This is a genomic window from Kosakonia sp. PSU_27, assembly GCF_039409795.1.
Taxonomy (GTDB): domain Bacteria; phylum Pseudomonadota; class Gammaproteobacteria; order Enterobacterales; family Enterobacteriaceae; genus Kosakonia.
In genome coordinates this window covers 265,870-290,600 of sequence record NZ_JBCIVK010000008.1, presented here as the reverse complement: position 1 = coordinate 290,600, position 24,731 = coordinate 265,870, and the positions used below count along the sequence as shown (strand labels likewise).

Annotated in this window: 21 protein-coding genes; 8 read left to right on the top strand and 13 right to left on the bottom strand. The window is 54.8% G+C overall.

Going from position 1 to position 24,731, the window contains the following annotated elements; all coding sequences use genetic code 11:
- Positions 1-63: 63 nt before the first annotated feature.
- The 4 genes from frr to rpsB form a co-directional block, all read right to left on the bottom strand.
- Positions 64-621, bottom strand: coding sequence for a ribosome recycling factor (gene frr / locus AAIG26_RS20710; protein ID WP_017457998.1), 558 nt, complete (start codon positions 619-621; stop codon positions 64-66).
- A 149-nt stretch (positions 622-770) separates the two neighbouring features.
- Complete coding sequence (gene pyrH / locus AAIG26_RS20705) at positions 771-1,496, bottom strand: UMP kinase (protein ID WP_017457997.1); 726 nt, start codon at positions 1,494-1,496, stop codon at positions 771-773.
- Positions 1,497-1,644: 148 nt separating this feature from the next.
- On the bottom strand, positions 1,645-2,496 hold the full coding sequence (tsf, locus tag AAIG26_RS20700) for a translation elongation factor Ts (RefSeq protein ID WP_017457996.1): 852 nt from the start codon (positions 2,494-2,496) through the stop codon (positions 1,645-1,647).
- 138 nt (positions 2,497-2,634) lie between these two features.
- Positions 2,635-3,360: a 30S ribosomal protein S2 gene (gene rpsB / locus AAIG26_RS20695; protein ID WP_020456605.1), complete on the bottom strand. Its 726-nt coding sequence runs from the start codon at positions 3,358-3,360 to the stop codon at positions 2,635-2,637.
- Between the two features lie 310 nt (positions 3,361-3,670).
- Here rpsB and map point away from each other — a divergent pair, with 310 nt between their 5' ends.
- The 4 genes from map to AAIG26_RS20675 all read left to right on the top strand — a co-directional run bounded on the left by map (position 3,671) and on the right by AAIG26_RS20675 (position 8,662).
- On the top strand, positions 3,671-4,462 hold the full coding sequence (gene map, locus AAIG26_RS20690) for a type I methionyl aminopeptidase (RefSeq protein ID WP_020456604.1): 792 nt from the start codon (positions 3,671-3,673) through the stop codon (positions 4,460-4,462).
- Positions 4,463-4,618: 156 nt separating this feature from the next.
- Positions 4,619-7,294, top strand: coding sequence for a bifunctional uridylyltransferase/uridylyl-removing protein GlnD (gene glnD / locus AAIG26_RS20685; protein ID WP_017457993.1), 2,676 nt, complete (start codon positions 4,619-4,621; stop codon positions 7,292-7,294).
- A gap of 32 nt (positions 7,295-7,326) precedes the next feature.
- A complete protein-coding gene (gene dapD / locus AAIG26_RS20680; protein WP_017457992.1) occupies positions 7,327-8,151 on the top strand; it encodes a 2,3,4,5-tetrahydropyridine-2,6-dicarboxylate N-succinyltransferase in 825 nt (274 codons plus the stop codon).
- A gap of 121 nt (positions 8,152-8,272) precedes the next feature.
- The gene (locus AAIG26_RS20675; RefSeq protein ID WP_017457991.1) at positions 8,273-8,662 is read left to right on the top strand and encodes a DUF3461 family protein; all 390 of its coding nucleotides are present in this window, start codon (positions 8,273-8,275) and stop codon (positions 8,660-8,662) included.
- A gap of 52 nt (positions 8,663-8,714) precedes the next feature.
- On the opposite strand, the gene cdaR is transcribed toward AAIG26_RS20675, so the two are convergent.
- The 3 genes from cdaR to dgt all read right to left on the bottom strand — a co-directional run bounded on the left by cdaR (position 8,715) and on the right by dgt (position 13,117).
- The gene (gene cdaR, locus AAIG26_RS20670) at positions 8,715-9,872 is read right to left on the bottom strand and encodes a DNA-binding transcriptional regulator CdaR (RefSeq protein ID WP_020456602.1); all 1,158 of its coding nucleotides are present in this window, start codon (positions 9,870-9,872) and stop codon (positions 8,715-8,717) included.
- Positions 9,873-10,032: 160 nt separating this feature from the next.
- The gene (gene degP / locus AAIG26_RS20665) at positions 10,033-11,469 is read right to left on the bottom strand and encodes a serine endoprotease DegP (protein ID WP_044489568.1); all 1,437 of its coding nucleotides are present in this window, start codon (positions 11,467-11,469) and stop codon (positions 10,033-10,035) included.
- 133 nt (positions 11,470-11,602) lie between these two features.
- Positions 11,603-13,117, bottom strand: a complete 1,515-nt coding sequence (gene dgt / locus AAIG26_RS20660) for a dGTPase (protein ID WP_020456600.1) — start codon at positions 13,115-13,117, stop codon at positions 11,603-11,605.
- Positions 13,118-13,223: 106 nt separating this feature from the next.
- On the opposite strand from dgt, the gene mtnN reads away from it, so the two are divergent.
- From mtnN to AAIG26_RS20645, 3 genes are read left to right on the top strand one after another with little or no spacing between them, the layout of a single operon-like run.
- Positions 13,224-13,922 (top strand): 5'-methylthioadenosine/S-adenosylhomocysteine nucleosidase, encoded by a 699-nt coding sequence (mtnN, locus tag AAIG26_RS20655; RefSeq protein ID WP_045512009.1) that lies wholly within the window; start codon positions 13,224-13,226, stop codon positions 13,920-13,922.
- Positions 13,915-14,715, top strand: a complete 801-nt coding sequence (gene btuF / locus AAIG26_RS20650; protein WP_269232210.1) for a vitamin B12 ABC transporter substrate-binding protein BtuF — start codon at positions 13,915-13,917, stop codon at positions 14,713-14,715. Before mtnN ends, btuF begins: the two co-directional genes overlap by 8 nt.
- A 14-nt stretch (positions 14,716-14,729) precedes the next feature.
- Positions 14,730-15,353, top strand: coding sequence for a TRIC cation channel family protein (locus tag AAIG26_RS20645; protein WP_020456597.1), 624 nt, complete (start codon positions 14,730-14,732; stop codon positions 15,351-15,353).
- Between the two features lie 47 nt (positions 15,354-15,400).
- On the opposite strand, the gene erpA is transcribed toward AAIG26_RS20645, so the two are convergent.
- Together erpA and clcA are read right to left on the bottom strand one after the other, a co-directional pair.
- The gene (erpA, locus tag AAIG26_RS20640) at positions 15,401-15,745 is read right to left on the bottom strand and encodes an iron-sulfur cluster insertion protein ErpA (protein ID WP_017457984.1); all 345 of its coding nucleotides are present in this window, start codon (positions 15,743-15,745) and stop codon (positions 15,401-15,403) included.
- A gap of 81 nt (positions 15,746-15,826) precedes the next feature.
- Positions 15,827-17,233 carry a H(+)/Cl(-) exchange transporter ClcA gene (gene clcA, locus AAIG26_RS20635; protein WP_343181370.1) on the bottom strand — a complete coding sequence of 469 codons (1,407 nt, stop codon included), beginning with the start codon at positions 17,231-17,233 and terminating at the stop codon, positions 15,827-15,829.
- A gap of 170 nt (positions 17,234-17,403) precedes the next feature.
- On the opposite strand from clcA, the gene hemL reads away from it, so the two are divergent.
- Entirely contained in the window at positions 17,404-18,684 is a 1,281-nt protein-coding gene (hemL, locus tag AAIG26_RS20630; protein ID WP_020456595.1) for a glutamate-1-semialdehyde 2,1-aminomutase, read from the top strand.
- 36 nt (positions 18,685-18,720) lie between these two features.
- Here hemL and fhuB read toward each other — a convergent pair whose 3' ends face one another.
- The 4 genes from fhuB to fhuA are packed head-to-tail and all read right to left on the bottom strand — an operon-like array spanning position 18,721 to position 24,687.
- Positions 18,721-20,703 (bottom strand): Fe(3+)-hydroxamate ABC transporter permease FhuB, encoded by a 1,983-nt coding sequence (gene fhuB, locus AAIG26_RS20625; RefSeq protein ID WP_020456594.1) that lies wholly within the window; start codon positions 20,701-20,703, stop codon positions 18,721-18,723.
- On the bottom strand, positions 20,700-21,590 hold the full coding sequence (gene fhuD / locus AAIG26_RS20620) for a Fe(3+)-hydroxamate ABC transporter substrate-binding protein FhuD (protein ID WP_045511994.1): 891 nt from the start codon (positions 21,588-21,590) through the stop codon (positions 20,700-20,702). Before fhuD ends, fhuB begins: the two co-directional genes overlap by 4 nt.
- On the bottom strand, positions 21,590-22,387 hold the full coding sequence (fhuC, locus tag AAIG26_RS20615) for a Fe3+-hydroxamate ABC transporter ATP-binding protein FhuC (RefSeq protein WP_269232216.1): 798 nt from the start codon (positions 22,385-22,387) through the stop codon (positions 21,590-21,592). Before fhuC ends, fhuD begins: the two co-directional genes overlap by 1 nt.
- A 47-nt stretch (positions 22,388-22,434) precedes the next feature.
- Positions 22,435-24,687, bottom strand: coding sequence for a ferrichrome porin FhuA (gene fhuA, locus AAIG26_RS20610; protein WP_343181369.1), 2,253 nt, complete (start codon positions 24,685-24,687; stop codon positions 22,435-22,437).
- Positions 24,688-24,731 lie beyond the last annotated feature (44 nt).

Below are 24,731 nucleotides of genomic sequence, written 5' to 3'. Positions count from 1 at the left end.
AACGCCGCCAGCAAAGCCACTCTCGCGGCTCTCTGTACGGCGTTTTAGTCGGTTTGTTTCGAATCAGAACTGCATCAGTTCCGCTTCTTTATCCGCCAGCGCCGCATCCACTTTTTTGATTGCAGCATCGGTCAGCTTCTGTACGTCATCCTGAGAACGACGATCGTCGTCTTCACTGATCTCTTTATCTTTCAGCAGTGCTTTCACTTTATCGTTCGCGTCACGACGAACGTTACGAACCGCAACGCGCGCTTGTTCAGCTTCGCCGCGTACAACTTTGATCAGATCTTTACGACGCTCTTCGGTCAGGGCCGGTAGCGGAACGCGAATATCGCTACCCGCAGAGCTCGGGTTTAAACCGAGATCGGAGGTCAAAATGGCTTTTTCAACAGCCGGGCTCATTGAGCGGTCAAACACGTTGATTTTCAGCGTACGGGAGTCTTCAACGGTAACGCTCGCCAGTTGGCGCAGCGGAGTCGGCGTACCGTAGTATTCCACAACGATGCCATCGAGCAGACTCGGGGAAGCGCGACCAGTGCGCACTTTGCTGATTTGAGTTTTGAACGCTTCGACGCATTTATCCATGCGTACTTCAGCATCTTTTCTGATATCGCTAATCACGTTACGGATCCTTGAAATCTTGTCGCAGGCAGGCCATACGGCGGGTGTGCTAAGTATAGCCTGTTCAATTTTTGGCACCCTGAAGATGCCAGAAAGAACTGCTCAATAAATTAAAGCGGAATCTTACCTTTATTTATTGCTTACGGGAATTATTCCGTAATCAATGTGCCTTCTTTTTCGCCCATGACAACGCGACGCAGCGCGCCAGGTTTGTTCATGTTGAACACGCGAATCGGCAGTTTATGGTCGCGAGCCAGCGTAAAGGCCGCCAGATCCATCACTTTCAGTTCCTTATCCAGCACTTCGCTGTAGCTCAGCTGTTCGCACAGGGTGGCGGTCGGATCGAGCACCGGATCGGCAGTAAACACGCCGTCTACTTTGGTCGCTTTCAGCACTACATCCGCTTCAATCTCAATACCGCGCAGGCATGCTGCAGAATCGGTAGTAAAGAACGGGTTACCTGTACCGGCGCTGAAAATGACCACGCGGTTGTTACGCAGCAGGCTAATCGCCTCTGCCCAGCTGTAGTTGTCGCAAACGCCATTTAACGGGAACGCGGACATCAGACGTGCGTTCACATAGGCACGATGCAGCGCATCACGCATTGCCAGGCCGTTCATCACGGTCGCCAGCATACCCATGTGGTCGCCCACTACGCGGTTCATCCCCGCTTTCGCCAGACCCGCCCCACGAAACAGGTTGCCGCCACCAATCACCACGCCAACCTGAACACCCAGTTCAACCAGCTCTTTAATTTCCTGCGCCATACGGTCAAGAATGCTTGCGTCAATACCGAAGCCTTCGGATCCCTGGAGCGCTTCGCCGCTCAGCTTAAGCAGAATGCGTTTATAGACGGGTTTTGCATTGGTAGCCATGTTTCTTTCCTGAGACTGTCAACAATTGGACGGGGGTTAATACCGGCGCTTATGATACGTCGCCTGCCAGCGCAAACACTAGTGTGCTGGCTGATTTTCAGATGAAGGGCATAAAAAGAAGCCGCCCTCAGGCGGCTCCTTTTATTGATTAAGACTGCTTGGACATGGCAGCAACTTCTGCTGCGAAGTCAGTCTCAACTTTCTCGATGCCTTCGCCCACTTCGAAGCGGATGAAGCCAGTTACGTCAGCGTTGTGCTCTTTCAGCAGCTGAGCAACAGATTTGCTCGGATCCATAACGAAAGGCTGGCCAGTCAGAGAAACTTCGCCGGTGAATTTCTTCATGCGGCCTTCAACCATTTTCTCTGCGATTTCTTTCGGTTTGCCAGACTGCATGGCGATGTCCAGCTGAACCTGGTACTCTTTTTCTACGACTTCAGCAGATACGTCTTCCGGTTTAACGAATTCCGGCTTGCTTGCAGCGATGTGCATTGCCAGCTGTTTAACCAGCTCGTCATCAGCGCCTTTAGCCGCAACCAGAACACCGATACGTGCGCCATGCTGGTAAGAACCCAGCACTTCGCCTTCCAGCGCAGAAACGCGACGGATGTTGATGTTCTCACCGATTTTAGCAACCAGTGCAACGCGCTCTTCTTCGAACTGCGCTTTCAGAACTTCAACGTCAGTGATTTTGCCAGCAACCGCTGCGTCCAGAACTTTGTTAGCAAATGCCTGGAAACCACCGTCTTTTGCCACGAAGTCAGTCTGGCAGTTAACTTCCAGAATGATGCCGTAGGTGCCGTCGATTTTGGTGATGATCACGCCGTCAGCAGCAACGTTGCCTGCTTTTTTCGCCGCTTTGATCGCACCAGACTTACGCATGTTCTCGATCGCCAGCTCGATGTCGCCGTTCGCTTCAGTCAGCGCTTTTTTGCAATCCATCATGCCTGCGCCAGTACGTTCACGCAGCTCTTTTACCAGGGATGCGGTAATTTCAGCCATTCTTTATTCCTCGGGAGAGATATGACCTGCACGGTTTGCAACCAAACAGGCTTAAAAGTGAAAAAGGGGGCCATTAACAGGCCCCCTAACCAAACTCGGTACTACCTGCTCAATAAGGGGCTCAACGAGCGTGCCTTATTACTCAGCTTCTACGAAGCTTTCTTCCGCCTGAGTAGCCAGATCCGAAGAACGGCCTTCACGAACGGTAGCAGCAACGGCATTCAGGTACAGGCTAACAGCACGGATTGCGTCATCGTTACCCGGGATAACGAAGTCAACGCCGTCCGGATCGGAGTTGGTATCAACGATAGCAAATACCGGGATACCCAGGTTGTTTGCTTCTTTGATTGCGATGTGCTCGTGGTCAGCGTCGATAACAAACAGTGCGTCCGGCAGACCGCCCATGTCTTTGATACCGCCCAGGCTGTTTTCCAGCTTGTCCAGCTCACGAGTGCGCATCAGCGCTTCTTTCTTGGTCAGCTTGTCGAAGGTACCGTCTTGAGACTGAGTTTCCAGGTCTTTCAGACGTTTGATGGACTGACGAACGGTTTTCCAGTTAGTCAGCATACCGCCCAGCCAGCGATGGTTCACGAAGAACTGGTCGCAGCTCTGTGCAGCTTCTTTCACCGCTTCGCTTGCAGCGCGTTTAGTACCAACGATCAGGATTTTGCCTTTACGAGCAGCAATTTTGTTCAGCTCAGCCAGCGCTTCGTTGAACATCGGTACAGTTTTCTCAAGGTTGATGATGTGAACTTTGTTACGCGCACCGAAGATGAACGGCTTCATTTTCGGGTTCCAGTAACGGGTCTGGTGACCAAAGTGAACACCAGCCTTGAGCATGTCGCGCATGGAAACAGTTGCCATGTTTAAAACCTCTATATAAAAAGTTGGGGTTATGCCTCCACGTATCCCATATTACCGACCCCGAAGGGCACCCCGGAATATGTGCCGATACGTGTGTGTTATTACACAAAGTGAGATTTGTGGCTCCCATCCCAAAACAGGAACAGAAGTCCGGCGCGCTTTATACCATAAAACACCGCCGGAAACCAATAGTTGTTGACGCAGAGTGCTGTTAATGATTCTCGATTTGGCACAACACTTGCCCGACTGTTACCATTGACAGGACTAATCCTGGTATAGTCGAAAAAATCGACACTGATGGACACATTCCATGGCTATCTCTATTAAGACACCTGAAGAAATCGAAAAAATGCGCGTCGCGGGCCGACTCGCCGCCGAAGTGCTGGAAATGATTGAACCGTACATTAAACCGGGCGTCAGCACGGGTGAACTCGATCGCATCTGCAACGACTACATCGTCAACGAGCAGCATGCCATTTCCGCCTGCCTGGGTTATCACGGTTTCCCGAAATCGGTTTGCATCTCTATTAACGAAGTGGTGTGCCACGGTATTCCGGATGACGAAAAACTGCTGAAAGATGGCGATATCGTCAACATCGATGTGACCGTGATTAAAGACGAGTACCACGGCGACACCTCCAAAATGTTTATCGTCGGTAAGCCGACCATCCTGGGGGAGCGTCTGTGCCATATCACGCAAGAGAGTCTTTATCTGGCGCTGCGCATGGTCAAACCGGGTATCCGCCTGCGCACCCTTGGCGCAGCAATTCAGAAATATGTTGAAGCCCAGGGCTTCTCTGTCGTGCGCGAATATTGTGGTCACGGTATTGGCCGCGGCTTCCATGAAGAGCCGCAAGTGCTGCACTATGATGCTGATGATGGCGGTGTGGTGCTGCAAGCGGGCATGACATTTACCGTCGAGCCGATGGTAAACGCGGGCGATTACCGTATTCGCACCATGAAAGACGGCTGGACGGTGAAAACCAAAGACCGCAGCCTGTCTGCGCAGTATGAGCACACAATTGTCGTTACTGAAACCGGCTGCGAGATCCTGACGCTGCGCAAAGATGACACCATCGATGCCGTGCTAACCGCCGCCTGATTCTGACATTGCTAAATACGATAAACGGTCCGCTCTGCGGGCCGTTTTTTTTACCACTCTCCCCTGCAGCGTCATACATATAAACGACTTTTCATTTTTCATTATCTCTTTTAAGTTGTTTTGCTATGCATATGCACTCCAGACGGGTGGCCCATAATGAGCAACATCACTTCAGAACAATTTGTCAGCGCGGTACAACCCACCCTTCCCGGCCAGCCTGAATATCCAGGCGTTTGGTCACAAGACGAATTCCAGTGCGCCAACATCAAAGCGCATATCGAGGCTTTCCAGCAGTGGCTCGGGCACGTCTTTGACGCCGGTATTTCAGCCGAGCAATTAATCGAGGCGCGCACCGAATTTATTGATCAACTTCTGCAACGCTTATGGCTGGAATACGGTTTTGGCGACGTCAGCGATACTGCGCTGGTAGCGGTCGGCGGTTACGGTCGCGGTGAGCTGCATCCGTTATCGGACATTGATTTACTGATCCTCAGCCGCAGCAAACTTTCCGACGAACAAGCGCAGAAGATTGGCGAACTGCTCACGCTATTGTGGGATGTCAAACTCGAAGTGGGACACAGCGTCCGTACGCTGGATGAGTGCTTACAGGAAGGGTTATCGGATCTCACTGTCGCGACCAACTTAATTGAATCACGTCTGCTGATTGGCGACGTCGCGCTGTTTCTGGAACTGCAAAAGCATATTTTTAGCGACAGCTTCTGGCCATCGGAAACTTTTTTCCCGGCAAAAGTGGCGGAACAAAACGAGCGCCACCAGCGTTACCACGGCACCAGTTACAACCTGGAACCCGACATAAAAAGCAGCCCTGGCGGTCTGCGCGATATTCACACCCTGCAATGGGTTGCCCGCCGTCACTTTGGTGCCACATCGCTGGATGAAATGGTGGGCTTTGGCTTTCTGACCGAAGCCGAGCGCAATGAGCTGAACGAATGTCTGCACTTGCTTTGGCGTATCCGTTTCGCGCTGCATCTGGAAGTGAGTCGCTACGACAACCGCCTGCTGTTCGACCGCCAACTGAGCGTAGCGCAGCGTCTGAATTATGTTGGTGAAGGCAACCAGCCTGTCGAACATATGATGAAGGATTTCTTCCGCGTCACCCGCCGCGTCGCGGAACTGAACCAGATGCTGTTACAGCTTTTCGATGAAGCGATTCTGGCGCTGACCACCGACGAGAAACCGCGCCCGATTGACGATGAATTTCAACTGCGCGGTTCGCTTATCGATCTGCGTGACGAAACGCTGTTTATCCGTGAGCCGCAGGCCATCCTGCGCATGTTCTATATTATGGTGCGCAACAGCAACATTACCGGCATCTACTCCACCACGCTGCGCCACTTGCGTCACGCCCGCCGCCATCTGACGCAGCCGCTGTGTTATATCGCCGAAGCGCGCTCAATTTTCCTCAGCATGTTGCGCCATCCAGGCGCCGTCAGCCGTGGTCTGCTACCAATGCACCGCCACAGCGTGTTGTGGGCCTATATGCCGCAGTGGTCGCACATCGTCGGTCAGATGCAGTTTGACCTCTTCCACGCTTATACCGTGGATGAGCACACCATTCGCGTATTGCTGAAACTGGAAAGTTTTGCCAAAGAAGAGACGCGCAATAAGCACCCTCTATGCGTGGAACTGTGGCCGCGTTTAACCCACCCGGAGCTGATCCTGATTGCGGCATTGTTCCATGATATCGCCAAAGGCCGTGGCGGCGACCACTCCGTACTAGGGGCGCAGGATGTGCTGAAGTTCGCTGAATTACATGGACTTAACTCACGCGAAACCCAGCTTGTCGCCTGGCTGGTGCGTCATCATCTATTGATGTCGGTCACCGCCCAGCGCCGTGATATTCAGGATCCGGAAGTCATCAAGCAGTTTGCCGAAGAAGTGCAAACGGAGAACCGTCTGCGCTTCCTTGTCTGTCTGACCGTGGCGGATATCTGTGCCACCAACGAAACCCTGTGGAACAGCTGGAAGCAGAGCCTGCTGCGCGAACTCTATTTCGCCACTGAAAAACAGCTGCGTCGCGGTATGCAAAATACGCCGGATATGCGCGAACGCGTGCGCCATCACCAGCTTCAGGCGCTGGCGCTGCTTCGAATGGACAATATTGATGAAGAACAATTGCATCAGATTTGGGCGCGCTGTCGGGCGAACTATTTTGTTCGCCATAGCCCAAACCAGCTTGCCTGGCATGCGCGCCACCTGCTGCAACATGATCTGAGCAAGCCGATGATTTTGCTCAGCCCACAGGCCACGCGCGGCGGCACCGAGATCTTTATCTGGAGCCCGGATCGCCCGTATCTGTTTGCAGCGGTGTGCGCCGAGCTTGATCGTCGCAACCTGAGCGTTCACGACGCGCAGATTTTTACCACCCGCGACGGTATGGCAATGGACACCTTTATTGTGCTGGAACCGGACGGCAGCCCGCTCTCCGCCGATCGCCACGACGCGATTTGTTTTGGGCTGGAACAGGCCATTACGCAGCACACCTGGCAACCGCCGCAACCGCGCCGTCAGCCTGCCAAACTGCGCCACTTTACCGTCGATACCGAAGTGAATTTCCTGCCGACACATACCGACAGAAAATCGTTTCTTGAATTGATTGCCCTTGACCAGCCAGGGCTACTTGCCCGCGTCGGGCAGGTGTTTGCGGATCTGGGAATTTCGCTGCACGGGGCGAGAATTACAACCATTGGTGAGCGAGTAGAAGATTTATTTATAATCGCGACTGCCGACCGGCGTGGCCTTAATAATGCGCTGCAAAAGGAGGTACAACAACGGTTGACAGAGGCCCTCAATCCAAACGATAAAGGGTGATTATTTTTTTACACAGATGGAAAGAGTAAACAATGCAGCAGTTACAGAACGTTATTGAAGCCGCTTTCGAGCGTCGCGCAGAGATCACCCCGGCAAATGCCGATACCGTTACCCGTGAAGCGGTGAATCAGGTTATTGCCCTGCTCGATTCCGGCGCGCTTCGCGTCGCAGAGAAAATCGATGGTCAGTGGGTCACCCACCAGTGGCTGAAAAAAGCAGTTCTGCTCTCTTTCCGCATTAACGATAACCAGGTTATCGACGGTGCGGAAAGCCGCTACTTCGACAAAGTCCCGATGAAATTCGCCGACTACGACGAAGCGCGTTTCCAGAAAGAAGGCTTCCGCGTAGTGCCGCCAGCAGCGGTGCGCCAGGGCGCGTTTATCGCCCGCAATACCGTGCTGATGCCGTCTTATGTCAATATCGGCGCCTACGTTGATGAAGGCACCATGGTTGATACCTGGGCGACCGTAGGCTCTTGCGCGCAGATCGGTAAAAACGTTCACCTTTCCGGCGGCGTCGGTATTGGCGGCGTTCTGGAACCGCTGCAGGCAAACCCGACTATCATTGAAGATAACTGCTTTATTGGCGCACGTTCTGAAGTAGTCGAAGGTGTTATCGTAGAAGAAGGTTCTGTTATCTCGATGGGTGTGTACATCGGTCAGAGTACGCGTATTTACGATCGCGAAACCGGCGAAGTGCATTATGGCCGCGTACCGGCGGGCTCAGTGGTTGTTTCCGGCAACCTGCCGTCTAAAGATGGCAAATACAGCCTGTATTGCGCAGTAATTGTGAAAAAAGTGGATGCGAAAACGCGCGGTAAAGTAGGTATTAACGAACTGCTGCGCACTATCGATTAAGTCTGTCCCTCTTCCTGTCCGGAAGAGGGTGATATATCCCGCCTTTTTTGCATTCACAGGTGGCAAAAATAGATTTTTTCGTTAATTATTCATAGGTTATGTTGAGCTTAAGGGTACCGCTATGTACGATAATCTGAAAAGTTTAGGCATCACCAATCCCGATGAAATCGATCGCTATAGTCTCCGCCAGGAAGCCAATAACGATATTCTGAAAATCTATTTTCATAAGGATAAAGGCGAGTTTTTTGCCAAGAGCGTCAAATTCAAATACCCGCGCCAGCGTAAAACCGTTGTCGCCGATGGTGTCGGCCAGGGGTACAAAGAAGTGCAGGAAATCAGTCCTAACCTGCGCTATGTAATTGATGAATTGGATCAAATCTGCCAACGCGATCGCACGGAAGTGGATCTGAAACGTAAGATCCTGGACGATCTGCGCCACCTGGAAAGCGTTGTTACTAACAAGATCAACGAAATCGAATCCGATCTTGAAAAGCTGACACGCGGGAAGTAAATCGCGGGGTCTATCGCATTGTGCCGGGCTAACGACCCGGCACAACATCACTTTAATGTTGTTCGTCTAACTGCAGCGCCACATACAGCAGCAGCCTGTCGTCGAAGTTTCCTAAATCCAGCCCGGTCAGTTCCGAGATGCGGTTCAAACGATACTCCAGCGTATTGCGATGGATAAACAGCGCCTTAGATGTTGCCAGCGGCTGCACATTGTGGCGAAACCACGCCGCCAGCGTACGGCGCAACAAGCCGTTATTATCCATCGCTTTTAGCCGCGACAACGGGCGTGCCAGCTCGTTGGCCTGCCAACCACCGCGTAAGCTGTCGAGCAACACCGGTAACATCAAATCCTGGTAAAAATAGCTACGGCTTTCCGGCATACGCTGTTTACCCACCATCATGGTGGTGCGCGCCGTACGGTAAGAACGGGCAATGCTGCCAGGGCCGGTGAAGTAATTACCCAGCGCGACACGAAAACGCAACTGGCCGTTCTCTTTCATGCGCGTGATCAGCTGTTCCACCCGCTTGCGGTGATCTTCGGCATCCCAGCGACCAAACTGGTTAAGCGCTGGTTTCAGCACCACCATTTCGGTCAGCGAAACAATAGCAATCAGGTTGTTTCGCTCAGGGGTGGTGAGGGCATTTTGCAGTTGCTGCAATTCGGCCATGGCGCTATCCACGCCCAACTGGCCGCTGTCCACTTCCACCACCGCCACCACGCGCGGCTGGTTTAAATCAATGCCTAAACGTTGCGCCCATTCGGTCAATGCGGGCGTGTGCTCTTCCGCCTGGATCAGGTTCATGACCAGCTCTTCGCGCAAACGGCTATCCTGCGCCAACAGATGCATCAGACGGGATTGTTCCAGCATCATCTCGGCGGTCATGCAGACTAATTCGCCGTATTTGCGCAACGTTTCCGGTTCCCCCGTCAGGCCAATAACACCCACGATTTCCCCTTCAAGACGTAACGGCAGGTTGATACCCTGACGCACACCATGCAGATGGCGGGCAACCGCATCGTCGATATCCACCACACGGCCTTGCGAGAGCACCAGTAACGCGCCTTCGTGCAATTCACCAATACGTTCGCGGTCACCACTACCAATGATGCGACCCCGTGCATCCATCACGTTAATGTTCGTATCAATGATGCGCATCGTGCGCGCCACGATATCCTGTGCCATTTTGGTATCAAGATGCCAGCCAGCCATGTAACCCTCCCGTGTGCAGAGCCCAAGCATAGGGAAGAAAATTCCCGTACGCACTGTGCAAATGCACAAAGCGGCATTCAGAAGTATGGAGTTGTGGAAGGCTTCACAAAACAGAGGAGAGGCCCTCTTCCCGTGATCCGGGAAGAGGGTTAACAGCGGATTACTGCATCAGCAGATAGATAGAGGTGTCACCGCGTTGAATGTTCAACGCCAGCACCGAAGGTTTACTGTCGAGGATTTTGCGCAGCTCAGCGATATTTTTCACCGGCTGCTGGTTCGCGCCGACAATCACATCGCCTTTTTTCAGGCCAATCTGCGCAGCCGGGGTATTGGCTTTCACCGAATTAACCACCACGCCGCCGTCTTTGCCTTTGTTGCTCATTTCCGCGCCTTCAATACCGCTGAAGATGGTGCTGGAATCAACCTGGTTCTGGCTGCTCTGCTGCAACTCGAGCGTAATATTCACAGGTTTGCCATCACGCAGCAGGCCAAGTGCAACTTTGCTGCCAATCGGCATAGAACCGACTTCCGCACGCAGCGCAGCAAAGCTGCTAATCGGTTTACCGTTCAGAGATGTAATCACATCCCCTGCTTTCACACCGGCTTTCGCGGCGGCGGAATTCGGCATTACCTGGCTGACAAACGCCCCGCGCTGCGCATCGACTTTCATCGCTTTCGCCAGCTCGGAATTGAGTTCGGTACCCATAATACCCAGCTCACCACGGCGAACCTGACCGAACTCGACCATCTGCCCGGTGAGGTTTTTCACCATGTTACTTGGGATCGCAAAACCGATACCGATGTTGCCGCCATCCGGTGCGAGGATCGCGGTGTTAATACCGATCAGTTCGCCGTTCAGGTTCACCAGCGCGCCGCCGGAGTTACCGCGGTTGATCGCGGCATCCGTCTGGATAAAGTTTTCATAGTTTTCCGCATTCAGGCCGCTGCGACCCAGTGCGGAGACAATCCCGGAAGTGACCGTTTCACCGAGACCAAACGGGTTACCAATCGCCACGGTGTAATCCCCCACGCGAAGGGCATCGGAGTCCGCCAGTTTAATCGCGGTCAGGTTTTTCGGATCCTGAATCTGAATCAGCGCAATGTCGGAACGCGGGTCTTTACCCACCACTTTGGCGTCAAATTTACGCCCGTCACTTAATTGCACTTTGATGGTGTTGGCGTTATCGACCACATGGTTGTTAGTCACCACATAGCCTTTCGCCGCATCAATGATCACGCCGGAACCCAGCGCCATAAATTTCTGCTGCTGGCTATCACCCTGCCCGCCCGGTGCGCCGCCGCCCTGACAGAACGGCGAGCTCTGGAACGGAGAGCCTTCCTGGCAGAACGGTGAATTATCACCAAAGAACTGCTGGAAGTTGCGCGGCATACGCGGCGTGTTTACCGTGGTGCTGCCTTCAACATTGATACTCACCACCGACGGCATCACTTTTTCCAGCATCGGCGCGAGGCTAGGCATTTGTTGTGATGTCGCAGCTGTAGACGATGCTGTTTCCGCTGCCATAGCCGACAGAGGAGACAGCGCTAAACTTAAACTCAAAGCCAGTGCACTCATTGCTAACGTGGTTTTTTTCATGTCTCTCACTCTTTACCGATTAACGCAAACTGCTGTGTATGTGTCACTCAGAGTCGATTTATAGCGTGAAGTTCCGGCATTAAGTGTCTGGAAAAAGTAAAAATTTATTGTCGTTCTTTACAATTCAACGGCATTATTCCACCGCCATCAAACGACGATATTCATCCCATGAATATAGATCCGTCATCCCGCTAATATAATCCTGAATTAATCGACAACGGTGATAATACTCCAGCACCGGGTACTCTGCCGCGTCGGGCGATAATTTGCTCACCGCCTCAACGTAGGCTAGCCGGTGGCGCGTCGAAAGTTTTTGAAACAGGCGCGATTCAATCGGGAAACGACGCAAACGCTCTTTTTCCACCAGCTCGGCAAAATCCGCCGTCGATAATTGTAACAGCGGACGGTAAATATCCAGCAAACCACTGATAACGCGATAGCCCTGTAATTCGAGCTGCTCAACGTCGGGATGGCTGAACACCTGTTTTATGGCGACATTTTTATATAATTCAAGTAGCTGACTAAAGCTGCTTTCATCTTCCAGTAACGCGTGATTGAATTCACCGTTGAAAATCTGCGGCAAGTTATCAATAAAACGCTGTGCCGCGTACGGCACCAGTTTATTCAGCGTATTGACGCGCAGATACATGAAAAATTGATCTTCCGCGCTGCGGCTCATCGAATTAGCGCGTGATTTATCCCACGCGTTTTCGACCACCTGCGCAAACAACGATCCTTTTTCATGCTCCCCCCAGGCGTCATAAAGATGCTGATAAAGTTGTTCCGCGCTAAATATCCGTTTTTCTACCGCATCTTCTAAATCCGCCACGCAATAGGAAATATCATCCGCCGCTTCCATTATCCACGTCAGAGGAAAGCGACTGTAAGTATCGAGGTTTAATTCTTTACGCAGCCGTTCTACATAGCCTTCTTCAGAAAAATAGTAGCCCGGTTTTTTCATTAAATAACTGTGTGAGGCTGGCGGCTCGCCAATCCACCACGCCGGGCGCGTATATTTTAAAATACAGCCGACCTGCGCCCAGGTCAGGTTCATACGCATTAATGTATGAACCAGGCGGATCCCCTGCGCGTTACCTTCAAAATGGCTTAAATCATGGCGCACTTTCCGGCGTAATGCGTTCAGCGTGTCTTCGCCTTCACGCAATTTAAGCGCCACCACTTCGCAGCGATCGTCCGACAGCGGTTGGCTCACCGCATCATCCGGCGCCAGGCGCTGACGAAACCAGTCATTGATTGCCGCCTCGCCGAAATGGCCAAAAGGCGGGTTGCCGATATCATGCATCAGGCACGCCATCTCAACGATGCTTTCAAACGGCCCGGTCAATTCATCCAGACCGTAGGTTTCCAGCAGGCGCTGCTCTTTCAGACGGCTCAAAATCTCTTTGGCGATATAACGCCCCACTTGCTGAACTTCCAGCGAATGCGTCAAACGCGTGCGCACCGCCGCGTTACGCTCCAGCGGGAAAACCTGTGTTTTTTGCTGTAAACGTCGGATGGCGGCAGAGTTGATAATGCGCCCACGATCGCTTTCAAAGATGCGCAGTATTTCACGTTCGGTTTTTACACCCTGCGGCGAACGGTAGCGGCGGCGCCAGTTTATCTTGTTGCGAAAGTCGATCTCTGCCATTTCCTCTCCTGTGCTTAGCGTCACGGGATATCATGCAATTGTGTATGCCATGATAGACTATGCCCTGAAAACGTAATCCTGTCTTATCACATTAGCGAGTATCTCCATGAAAATTGGCATTATTGGTGCAATGGAAGAAGAAGTTACGCTGCTGCGTGACAAAATCGAGAACCGTCAGACGCTGAACGTCGGCGGGAGCGAAATCTACACCGGTACGCTGAATGGTACAGAGGTTGCGCTACTGAAATCCGGCATTGGTAAAGTGGCTGCCGCCATGGGCGCGACGCTGCTGCTGGAGCGCTGCCAGCCGGATGTGATTATCAACACCGGTTCCGCCGGTGGCCTTGCAGCAACGCTGAAAGTGGGCGATATCGTGGTTTCCGACGAAGCGCGTTATCACGATGCTGACGTGACCGCTTTTGGCTATGATATTGGTCAATTACCCGGTTGCCCGGCGGGTTTCAAAGCGGATGACAATCTGATTGCCGCAGCAGAAGCCTGCATTGGTGAGCTGAACCTGCATGCCGTACGCGGCCTTATTGTGAGCGGCGATGCCTTTATTAACGGTGCCGAAGGCCTGGCGAAAATCCGCCATAACTTCCCGCAGGCGATCGCCGTTGAGATGGAAGCGACCGCCATCGCGCACGTTTGCCATAACTACAGCGTACCGTTTGTGGTGGTTCGCGCTATTTCCGACGTGGCGGATCAGGAATCCCACCTGAGCTTCGACGAATTCCTGGTTGTGGCTGCGAAGCAATCCAGCCTGATGGTTGAAACCCTGGTACAGAAACTGGCGCGTGGTTAACTCTCTTTTCAGGGCGCTTGCCGCCCTGCTTATTCTGCTCCCGGCGTGGCTTTTCGCCGCGCCGCGTGTTATCTCACTTTCGCCAGCCAATACCGAACTGCTTTTCGCTGCGGGCATTACGCCTGTCGGCGTCAGTAGCTATTCCGATTACCCGCCACAAGCCGCGCAGATTGAGCAGGTGGCAAGCTGGCAAGGGATGAATCTGGAACGTATTGTCGCGCTGAAACCGGATCTGGTGCTGGCATGGCGTGGCGGCAATACCGAACGTCAGGTGAATCAGCTCAAGCAATTCGGTATCACCGTGATGTGGGTGGATGCGATCACCATTGAGCAGGTCATCGAGACGCTGCGTAAGCTCAAAGCATATAGCCCGCATCCGCAGCAGGCGGAACAGGCGGCGCAGAAGCTGCTTTCCCAGTACAACGAATTGAAAACCCGCTACGCCAGCCTGCCGAAAAAGCGTGTGTTCCTGCAATTTGGCGCGCAGCCGCTGTTTACCAGCGGAAAAGGCTCGATTCAAAACCAGGTGCTGGAGCTGTGCGGCGGGGAAAACATCTTTGCCGCCAGCCGCGTTCCCTGGCCACAAGTGAGCCGTGAACAGGTGCTGGCGCGCCAGCCGCAGGCGATCGTGGTGGCAGGCGATGAAAAAGAGATCCCGCGAATCGAACAGTTCTGGCGAAATCAGCTCAATGTACCGATTATTTCTCTGCACGGTGACTGGTTTGAACGGGCAAGCCCGCGTATTATCCTCGCCGCTCAACAACTCTGCACTGCCCTTGCGCAGGTGAAATAACCGGGGAATTCACCATGCTGGTTTACTGGCTGGATATTATCGGCACCGCCGTATTTGCTATATCAGGCGTTCTGCTGGCGGGAAAACTGCGAATGGATCCGTTTGGTGTGCTGGTACTCGGCGTCGTGACCGCCGTTGGTGGCGGGACGATCCGTGATATGGCGCTGGCGCACGGCCCGGTATTCTGGGTTAAAGATCCAACGGATTTAGTGGTGGCGATGGTGACCTGCATGTTGACTATTGTGCTGGTACGCCAGCCGCGCCGCTTGCCGAAATGGATATTACCGGTACTGGATGCGGTCGGGCTGGCGGTGTTTGTCGGTATTGGCGTAAATAAAGCCTTTCTCGCCGAAACCGGCCCGCTGGTGGCGATTTGTATGGGCGTGGTAACCGGTGTTGGTGGCGGTATCATTCGTGACGTGCTGGCGCGCGAAGTGCCGATGATCCTGCGTACCGAAATCTACGCTACCGCCTGTATTGCGGGTGGCATTGTGCATGCAACGGCGTATCACTTCTTTGCCGTACCGCTGGAAACGGCAAGTATGCTGGGCATGGTGGTCACGCTGGTTATCAGGCTGGCGGCGATTCGCTGGCACCTGAAGTTACCCACGTTTGCGCTGGATGAATCAGGCAGATAACAAAAAAGCCGTGTCACTGACACGGCTTTTTATATATGAAGGATTCATTAAATACTGAATGAAGAGCCGCAACCACAAGTGCTGGTCGCATTCGGGTTAGTCACCACAAAGCGGGAACCTTCCAGACCTTCGGTGTAATCGACTGAACCGCCAACGAGATATTGCAGGCTCATCGGGTCAACCACCAGGCCAACGCCCTGCTTCTCAATGGTCATATCACCATCGTTGATTTGATCGTCAAAGGTAAAACCATACTGGAAGCCGCTGCAACCACCACCGGTGATGTAGACACGCAGCTTCAGATTTGGGTTATCTTCGTCCGCAATCAGGTTTTTTACTTTGTTGGCTGCTGCGTCGGTAAACTGCAGCGGCAACGCTACGTCATCACTCATGTCTTGCTCCCGTTGATACTGCGATCTGGTCAAATAGTAACCCGACCTTTTCAGCTATTATCCAATACGCTACTAAATCGTTCAAGTATTCTCCCGCGGCAACTCGCGTTCGCGAGCCGCATCCTGCCTGGCAAGCGTACGTGCCAGGATCGCGGAATAGAGCGGTTTTCCGCCCAAAAACTGTGCTAACAGTGTCGCACCAAGACAGGTAATGATCATTGGCAAAATAAGCTGATAATTGTCAGTCATTTCCAGAACTAGCACGATGCCGGTCAGCGGCGCACGCAGCGACGCGGCCAGTAATGCGCCCATTCCGGCAATGGCGAATGTCCCCGCATCGAGCTGATAATGCGGAAAAATCGAGGCACTCGCGCTGCCAAACGCCATGCCTAATACCGTGCCAAGCGCCAGCATCGGCGCAAATATGCCGCCCGGCGCGCCAGAGCTAAAACAGAGTAACGTGGTTGCCACACGAATCAGGAAAATAAACAGCAGTGCGCCAACGGTATAGTTTCCGGCGGTCGCAATCGGGATAAGCGCAAAACCCCCGCCGGAAAGCGCAGGCGCAATCAACCCAAGCACGCCGCAACAACCGCCGATGATACCGCCAATCAGCACCCATTTCCCGGTATGCCCGCCGTGGATACGCTGAAACAGATCCTGGGTGCGCAACACCAGCGTGTTAAATAGCGGTCCGATGCCGCCAAAAATCATCCCCAACACCAGATAGAGCCACAGCGTATTAATCGGCGCATTGCTGAGCTTACCGACGTCAATTACCGCCGCCTCGCCGTTAAACACACGAAAGACAATGCTCGACATAATCACGCCGGTGAACACGGCTTTAATTGAGATTAGGTTGTAATGAAACTGCGAACGCATCTCTTCAATGATGAAAAGAATACCCGCCAGCGGCGCATTAAACGCGGCAGAAAGCCCGGCTGCCGCGCCGGTCGCCAGCAACGTATGACGTGCTTCACCGCTGCGCAGGCGAAACAGATCGCTCATCATGCGCCCGATATTGCCGCCGATCTGCACGGTCGGCCCTTCCCGCCCCAGCACCATGCCCGCGCCAAGTGTTCCCATCCCGCCGAAAAACTTAACCGGTAAGACTCGCCACCAGCGCACCGGACGCAGTTCCTCCAGCGCACCTTCAATTTCCGGGATCCCCGAGCCGCCGGCTTCGGGCGCGAATCGCCGCACCAGAAAATAGCCAATCATCGCCAGCACTGCCGAGCCAATAAATGCCAGCGGCCACACCAGTGCGCTGTCCGCCATCTGCGCCAGCGCGCCAATACGTGCGTTCAACACCGCATTCACGGCTTTTTCAAAAAAGACGCCCACTAATCCTGTGACTGCGCCCGCGACGGCGGCAACCAGCAAAATCGCCAGTGGCGTTTTATCGCGTTGCAGCATCTGGCGCATGATGTTGCGGCGTCGCCGTTGCTCAACCTGCTGCTGTTCAAATGAAGGGATTTGCGCTGACATTGATTTTCGATAAGTAATACAAAAGGGGCATTTTACCCGGCAAGCCTCGGCGCGTCGCGGGTAAAATCCCTGCAAAATATGTCGTTTCACCGGGGCAAAACTTTCATAACATTCCCGTAATCACATAGAATGACCGGCATTGATTTTTCCACGAACCAGGAATGAAAAGCATGAGTAAGTCTGAAAACCTCTATAACGCAGCGCGTGAGCTTATCCCGGGCGGTGTGAACTCACCGGTACGCGCCTTTACCGGCGTGGGCGGTACGCCGCTGTTTATCGAGCGTGCTGACGGTGCTTATTTGTATGATGTCGACGGCAAAGCCTATATCGATTACGTCGGTTCCTGGGGCCCCATGGTACTCGGTCACAACCACCCGGCAATTCGCAATGCGGTGATCGAAGCGGCCAGCCGCGGCCTGAGCTTTGGCGCGCCTACCGAAATGGAAGTCAAAATGGCGCAGCTGGTCACCGAGCTGGTGCCGACCATGGATATGGTGCGCATGGTGAACTCTGGTACCGAAGCGACAATGAGCGCCATTCGTCTGGCGCGCGGGTTTACCGGCCGCGATAAAATTATCAAATTTGAAGGCTGCTACCACGGCCACGCCGACTGCCTGCTGGTGAAAGCCGGTTCCGGTGCGCTGACGCTCGGTCAGCCGAACTCACCGGGCGTTCCGGCTGATTTCGCCAAACACACGCTTACCTGCACCTATAACGATCTCAGCTCGGTACGCGCGGCGTTTGAGCAATATCCGCAGGATATTGCCTGTATCATCGTCGAACCGGTCGCCGGAAACATGAACTGCGTGCCGCCGCTGCCGGAATTCCTGCCGGGCCTGCGCGCGCTGTGCGATGAGTTCGGTGCGCTGCTGATTATTGATGAAGTAATGACTGGTTTTCGCGTCGCGCTGGCGGGTGCGCAGGATTATTACGGTGTGACACCGGATCTGACTTGCCTTGGCAAAATTATCGGTGGCGGCATGCCGGTCGGCGCATTTGGCGGGCGTCGCGAGGTGATGGACGCGCTGGCACCTACCGGCCCGGTCTACCAGGCGGGTACGCTCTCCGGTAACCCGATTGCCATGGCGGCAGGCTATGCCTGTTTAACCGAAGTCGCCCAGCCGGGCATTCACGCCACGCTGACCGAACTGACCACGCAACTGGCCAACGGTCTGCTGGACGCCGCGCAGGAAGCCGGCATTCCACTGGTGGTCAACCATGTCGGTGGAATGTTTGGTCTGTTCTTTACCGATGCCGAAAGCGTGACCAGCTATCAGGATGTGGTGAAGTGCGACGTAGAACGTTTTAAACGCTTCTTCCATTTGATGCTGGAAGAAGGCGTATACCTTGCGCCGTCGGCGTTTGAAGCGGGCTTTATGTCTGTCGCGCATAGCGAAGAGGATATTGACAACACCATCGACGCTGCACGTCGCGTGTTCGCCAAATTGTAATTGGCAAAGCCTCTCCCCGGCGGGAGAGGCTCTCTTTTAACGGCTCTGCTTTCTCAGCAAATAGATAAAATATGGCGCGCCGATAAAGGTCGACAGCAACCCGGCGGGGATCTGAAACGGAAACAGCAGCATCCGCCCGCACCAGTCGGCAAACACCAGCAGTACTCCCCCCACCAGCGCTGAAATCACCATATGCGGCATTGTGCGACGAAACCCCATCATCCGCGCGATATGCGGTGCCATCAGGCCAACAAAACTCAGTGGGCCAATGGTCATGGTCGCCGTTGCCGTGAGCGCTGCCGCCAGTAACAGCAGGCCGACGCGCGACGGTGTCAGCGCCATCCCGACTGAACGCGCGGTATCACCACCGAGCGGTAAGATCGTTAACCAGCGGCGACACAGCGGTGTCAGCGCCAGCAACATCACCATCATCACGCCAGTACGCCAAACCTGTTCGCCAGAGGCATTGTAAGTGCTGCCGGAAATCCACGTCAGGATCTTTGCCATGCGCGGGTCACCGCTTGCCTGTAACATCATCAACAACATGGTAAACGCCGTGCTCAACGCCATCCCTGCCAGCAGCATGCGGTGCGGCGAAAAGCCACCGCGCCCGGCGGCAACCATGATAATCAGCAACGTCACCGCAGCCCCCAGGCTCCCGGCGGGCATCAGCCAGCCAAACGCGTTACCCGGTACGAAGAACAACATCAATACCACGCCAAACGCCGCGCCTGAGCTTATCCCCAGCACTTCCGGGCTGGCCATCGGGTTGCCGGTCAGGCGCTGAATGATACAACCCGCCACCGCCAGCATCACGCCGGCAGTGAGCGCAGCGACAATGCGCGGCCAGCGCCATGGCATCAGTTCGTCGAGCAACTGTCCACTGGCAAAATGCCAGCCTGTCGCGTCACGCCCGAACGTCAGCGCTAACCCCATCGCCAGCAACAGAAGCACGAAACCGCCCAACGCAAACCACTGAACGTGCTGGCGCTCAGCGGCCACGTTATCCCCGGCATCCATCGCGGGTGCGCTCATGCTGCGCAGCCGTGGCAGCAACCACAACAGCAACGGCGCGCCAATCAGCGCAGTGATCGAACCGGTGGAAACTTCCATCCACACGCGAGTCAGCCACCAGATAACTTGATCGGAGAGCCAGAGGATCAGCGCGCCAATCAGCGGTGCCAGCAACAAGCGCGACAACAAGCGACGCGCGCCGAGCATTTTCGCCAGTAGCGGCGCAAACAGGCCGATAAAACCGATAATGCCGACCGCATTGACCAGCAACGCACTCAACGCAATCGCCAGCGTCAGGGCCGCCAGGCGCGCCAGCGACAGCGCCAGGCCAAGATTACGCGCAACGCCGTCATCCAGCCCCATCAGCGTTAGCGGGCGCAACAGCAACAGCGTTAACACCGCACAACCAAGCAGCTGCGGCCACAAACGCTGCACGATGCTCCAGTCGGTTTGCGTTAGCGTCCCGGTGCTCCATAAAAACATGCTTTGTAGTTGATCGTGATGGAACAGCGCCAGCAGTTGGTTAATCGCCCCGCAATAGAGGCTCACCACCAGACCGGCGAGGATCAGCGTCACCGGCGACAAACGCTTTCCCCAGGCCACGCCAAACACCAGCGCGCCGACTGCACATGCCCCGGCAAGCGCGGCAAACTGTGAAGCCAGCACGCCGGGGATCGACCACAGCGTGGTAATGGTGATGCCCAGTTGCGCCCCGGTTGCCACGCCCAGCGTTGTCGGTTCGGCAAGCGGGTTCCGCAGCACCTGCTGAAACAGCACACCGACCAGGCCAAGCCCGGCACCGACCAGCAGAGAAATCACCAGACGCGGCAACAGGCTGTAGTGAAACAGCATCTGATCGATAAGGTTAATGTCCGGCGCGACGAAGGCCTGCGCCCACTGCGCGCGCGGCAAAGCGACGGTTAAATTGTTCCAGCTAAGCACGGCAGCGGCGATAAAAAGCACCGTCAGCAGCAACGCGGGAAAAGGCGAAACACGTCGGTTCATGCCCGGCCTCCCAGCGCATTATCCAGCACGCGGGTAAAATGCATCGCCGACAGCGTCGCGCCATAAAACCAGACCGCCGGCACCCGCTGGAAACGCCCGGCACGCACGAAGGGCATCGCCTGCCACAACGGCGTCGCCATCAGTTTTTGCATATCCTGCTCGTTACCGTGATCGAAACAGATAACATCAACGTCTTTGTATTCCGCCAGCCGATCGATACCCACCGCCACGCTGCCCCAGAAAGAGGTTTCGCCGTGCCAGGCGTTACGAATGCCCACGCTATCGAGCACTTCCTGGAACAGGCAGTTCGGCCCGAACGCCAGCACATGGCGCGGGTCGAGCAAGGTGATCATCAATAAAGGGCGATCGCCGCGACGTGCAAAATGCGGTTTTCGCGCTTCAATGAGGGCATCAAATTCGTCGAGATGTTTTTTCGCGGCGGCCTCCAGATTGAGGATCTGCGCCATCTCGTTTAACGAGTGCTTCGCCATGGCGAGCGGCTTTTTACCATCGCTAAAGGTGAAGCCACGCCCCGGCGCGATTTGCGCCAGCTTCGCTTCGGAAGGGCCATAACCTGCCGACCATACCAGCCAGGAGGGTTTCATTTGCGTCAGCAATTCGAGATTCGGCTCGGTACGCAGCCCAACGTCAATCACCGAAGCGGGCAGCGCAGGCTCGTTGACCCACAAGTTGTAACTCTGCACATCCGCAACGCCATAAGGCGCGACGCCGAGCGCCAGCAGCAATTCAACCGGCAACCACTCCAGCGCGACAATGCGCGTGGGATCGATCGCCGCGGCGTGCGCGTTGCGCATGTTCCACAACAGGGGAGAGAGCGCCATCGCCGTCAGTAAGCGACGACGGCTAATGTGATGTAATCCAGCCATCAGTAGACAAAACTCACCGGTGCTGCCCCCGCAGGATGCGGCAGGATCCCCATCGGGATGCCGTAAATGTGTTCCAGCGTTTCGGCGCGCATTAATACGTCCGGTGTGCCTTCGGCGATCATCTCACCACCGCGCAGCGCCACCAGATAATCGCAATACCGCGCCGCCATATTGATATCGTGCAGCACGGCAATCACCGTCAGCCCGCGCTGCTGGCTCAAGCGGTGCACCAGCGCCAGCACATCCACCTGATGGGCGATGTCCAGCGCCGAGGTAGGTTCATCCAGCAGCAGGCAGCGGCTGTCCTGCGCCACCAGCATGGCGATCCACGCGCGCTGGCGTTCGCCGCCGGAGAGACTATCGACCAGGCGGTGCGCCAGCGGCTTTAAGCCCACCAGCGCAATCGCTTCTTCCACTTTTTCTCTGTCGGCAATGCCAAAGCGTCCCAACGCCCCGTGCCACGGGTAGCGGCCAATCGCCACCAGTTCACGAACCGTCATCCCTTCCGCCTGCGGCAACTGCTGCGGCAAGTAGGCCACTTTGCGGGCAAAGGCTTTGCTGCTCCAGCTAGCGAGCGGCTGCCCATCCAGCAAAATATCACCGTCCGAGGGCGGCTGGTGGCGGCCAAGCATTTTCAGCAGTGTGGATTTTCCGGAGCCGTTGTGACCAATCAAACCAGTGACTTTACCCACCGGAAAGGTCAGCGACAGCGGGTGCAGCAGCGTGCGACCGGGCACACGAAAGGTGACATCGCTGAGTTGAAAGGTGGTATCGGGAAGCGCGTTGTTTTCCTGCATGATTGCCAACTTATAAATGGGCACGGCGAACCGTGCCCGAAGAGAGATTAGAAGCGGAAGGTTGCCGTCGCCACCACCTGGCGTTCTGCGCCCCAGAAGCAACCGTAAGTGTTAAAGCAGCTTGCGACGTATTCACGATCGAGCAGGTTGTTGACGTGAACCGCCACGTTGGAGCCAGCCATACCGAAGCGAGCCAGATCGTAACGAACCAGCGCATCGACAACCGTGTAGCTACCCACCTTGAAGGAGTTCGCCGGATCGCCATAGCTGGAACCCGTCAGGCGAGCGCCGGTGCCTAATGTCAGGCCCGAGAGCGCGCCGTCGTAGAAGGTGTAGTCGCCCCACAGCGATGCCATGTGTTTTGGCACCTGCGCCGGGGTGTTGCCTTTGTAATTGGTGTCGGTAGTGTATTCCGCCTGCGTATAGGTGTAAGAACCGACCATATTCAGGTTGGCTGACAGCGCCGCTTTGGCTTCGATTTCAACGCCGCGCGCGCGAATTTCACCGCCTTCAACCGACCAGAAAGAACCTGCTGGATCGGCCATCAGGTTGTTGCTCTTGGTGAGCTGATAGACCGCGCCGGTCAACACAACCGGACGATCTTTGGGGCTGTATTTCACACCGGCTTCGTATTGCTTGCCTTTCGACGGCGCGAAGATCGCACCGCTCGCCCCTGAAGTGGACGCCGGTTCGAACGATTCGCTGTAGCTGAAATACGGCGTTACGCCGTTGTCGAACAGGTAGTTAACGCCACCGCGCCAGGTGAACTGGTTATCGTCGCGTTTCGTTGTGGTGTCGGAGGTGCGGTTGTACGCGCTCTGTTTAGCCCAATCGTAACGTCCGCCCAGCGTCACCAGCACTTTATCCCACTGCGCCTGATCCTGAGCATAAAGCCCCGTTTGCTGCTGGCGGTTCAGGATCTGGTACGCACCGGAAGGCGTGGAATGCGTGTCGAAGTCGAAATCGCTGCGATCCAGATTGTAAATATCCGACGGCGCAACAGAACCGGCATAACCAAACCATGAATTGATGTCATTGCGCATACGCATGTAGTCGACACCGGTCAGCAGGATATGATCGATATCACCGGTAGAGAAGGTGCTTTGCAGTTGCGTATCAACAGAGAAGTTCTGCAATTTCTCGCTATCAATCACGTACTGGCGCGTCAGGTAGTGTCCCCATTCAGACTGGGCGATACCTGCACACGGGCTGGTTGATGGATTGCCGGAATAGAGCGGATCCGAGCACATGCCATAACCGTACACGCTGTTTTGCGAGGTTTTATTTTGCGCGTAACGCAGATTCTGGCGCACGGTAAAGGTGTCGTCGAACGCGTGTTCGAAGCTGTAACCCACCATTTTCTCATTACGGGAATAGGTGTTGTTCTTCGCACCTTCGTTGAAATCGGTCGATAAACGCTTGCCGTTTGGCAGCGGCTCAACGGTACCCTCTTTCGGCAACCAACCGTAATAACCGGTATCCGGCTCGTTCTGGAAATAGGACAAGAAAGTGAAGTTGGTCTTGTCATCAGGACGCCAGCTAAACGATGGCGCAATGGTGTAGCGCTGTTCTTTTGCCCCTTCCTGCTGTGCGTTAGCAGAACGCGCCAGCCCGGTTAAGCGGTAGGAGAAAACACCGTCATCATCCAGCGCGTCGCTAAAATCAAAGCCGGTCTGGAACAGGTTATTGGTGCCGGCTTTAAACTGTACTTCATACAGCGGCGTGGTGGTCGGGCGCTTGCTGACCATATTCAACAGACCGCCCGGGCTGCTTTTTCCGTACAGCACGGAAGTGGGGCCGCGCAGAATTTCCGCACGCTCAACCATGTAAGGATCAATTACCGCGTCGTTATAGAAGTTGCCCTGCATCTTCAAACCGTCGAGGTAGTTGTTCTGGCTCTGCCCGTCGGCGGCAAAACCACGAATAATCAGGTAGTCATAGGTATTGGAGGCGCCACGCGTACCGACAGCGACACCCGGCGTATAACTGAGGGCTTCTTTCACGGATTTCGGCTGATGCAGCGCGATCTCCTCGCTGGTCACCACCGAAATGGATTGCGGCGTTTTCTCCAGCGGCATATCGGTTTTCGTCGCCGTCGCCGTGTGTTTCGCGGCGATGGTCGCCGCCGGTCCCCATGCGCTTTCCTGCGGAGCGGCGCTGGTGGTAACGGTGATGGTTTCTTCTTTTTGGGTTGTTGCAGCCTGTGCGTAAACAGACATGCCGCTAACCGCTGTGGCTACTACAACCGCGATTTTACGCAGCGTAGTGTTGACTGGCTGAGCAGTGTTAGGACGCGCCATTAGTTTATCTCTGATTCAAATGAGTGAACGATAACGTAAACGAG

Coding starts and splice junctions, on each gene's coding strand:
- pyrH (WP_017457997.1), bottom strand. CDS start 1,496: ATGGCTACCAATGCAAAACCCGTCTATAAACGCATTCTGCTTAAGCTG.
- tsf (WP_017457996.1), bottom strand. CDS start 2,496: ATGGCTGAAATTACCGCATCCCTGGTAAAAGAGCTGCGTGAACGTACT.
- rpsB (WP_020456605.1), bottom strand. CDS start 3,360: ATGGCAACTGTTTCCATGCGCGACATGCTCAAGGCTGGTGTTCACTTT.
- map (WP_020456604.1), top strand. CDS start 3,671: ATGGCTATCTCTATTAAGACACCTGAAGAAATCGAAAAAATGCGCGTC.
- glnD (WP_017457993.1), top strand. CDS start 4,619: ATGAGCAACATCACTTCAGAACAATTTGTCAGCGCGGTACAACCCACC.
- dapD (WP_017457992.1), top strand. CDS start 7,327: ATGCAGCAGTTACAGAACGTTATTGAAGCCGCTTTCGAGCGTCGCGCA.
- AAIG26_RS20675 (WP_017457991.1), top strand. CDS start 8,273: ATGTACGATAATCTGAAAAGTTTAGGCATCACCAATCCCGATGAAATC.
- cdaR (WP_020456602.1), bottom strand. CDS start 9,872: ATGGCTGGCTGGCATCTTGATACCAAAATGGCACAGGATATCGTGGCG.
- degP (WP_044489568.1), bottom strand. CDS start 11,469: ATGAAAAAAACCACGTTAGCAATGAGTGCACTGGCTTTGAGTTTAAGT.
- dgt (WP_020456600.1), bottom strand. CDS start 13,117: ATGGCAGAGATCGACTTTCGCAACAAGATAAACTGGCGCCGCCGCTAC.
- mtnN (WP_045512009.1), top strand. CDS start 13,224: ATGAAAATTGGCATTATTGGTGCAATGGAAGAAGAAGTTACGCTGCTG.
- AAIG26_RS20645 (WP_020456597.1), top strand. CDS start 14,730: ATGCTGGTTTACTGGCTGGATATTATCGGCACCGCCGTATTTGCTATA.
- erpA (WP_017457984.1), bottom strand. CDS start 15,745: ATGAGTGATGACGTAGCGTTGCCGCTGCAGTTTACCGACGCAGCAGCC.
- clcA (WP_343181370.1), bottom strand. CDS start 17,233: ATGTCAGCGCAAATCCCTTCATTTGAACAGCAGCAGGTTGAGCAACGG.
- hemL (WP_020456595.1), top strand. CDS start 17,404: ATGAGTAAGTCTGAAAACCTCTATAACGCAGCGCGTGAGCTTATCCCG.
- fhuB (WP_020456594.1), bottom strand. CDS start 20,703: ATGAACCGACGTGTTTCGCCTTTTCCCGCGTTGCTGCTGACGGTGCTT.
- fhuD (WP_045511994.1), bottom strand. CDS start 21,590: ATGGCTGGATTACATCACATTAGCCGTCGTCGCTTACTGACGGCGATG.
- fhuC (WP_269232216.1), bottom strand. CDS start 22,387: ATGCAGGAAAACAACGCGCTTCCCGATACCACCTTTCAACTCAGCGAT.
- fhuA (WP_343181369.1), bottom strand. CDS start 24,687: ATGGCGCGTCCTAACACTGCTCAGCCAGTCAACACTACGCTGCGTAAA.